This is a genomic window from Anaerococcus tetradius ATCC 35098 (assembly GCF_000159095.1).
Lineage (GTDB): Bacteria > Bacillota > Clostridia > Tissierellales > Peptoniphilaceae > Anaerococcus > Anaerococcus tetradius.
Genome location: NZ_GG666384.1, coordinates 1 through 241, shown reverse-complemented (window position 1 = coordinate 241; position 241 = coordinate 1). Strand labels below are relative to the sequence as shown.

Sequence of the window (241 nt, the reverse complement as noted above, 5' to 3'; positions counted from 1 at the left end):
ACGCCCGAGAGCATCAATATCTGCGGCGAATTCACCGCGCCGCCAGACAGCAGAACCTCACCCGCAGGGTTCAGCCGCGCCTGCTTGTATTTGTTGTTCCGCCTGTAGGACACGCCGATCGCGCGCCGCCCGTCCATCACCACGCGGGTCACCCGCGCATCGGTGATGACCTCCAGATTCGGCCGGTCCAGCGCGCTTTCCAGAAACGCCTTTGCCGAACTCCAGCGCCGCCCGCGGTTCT

Annotated in this window: 1 protein-coding gene; it reads right to left on the bottom strand. The window is 65.1% G+C overall.

Annotation, left to right across the window (positions count from 1 at the left end; translation table 11 throughout):
* On the bottom strand, positions 1-241 hold a 241-nt coding region (locus tag HMPREF0077_RS10275), incomplete at both ends, for a GMC family oxidoreductase N-terminal domain-containing protein (protein ID WP_211204698.1).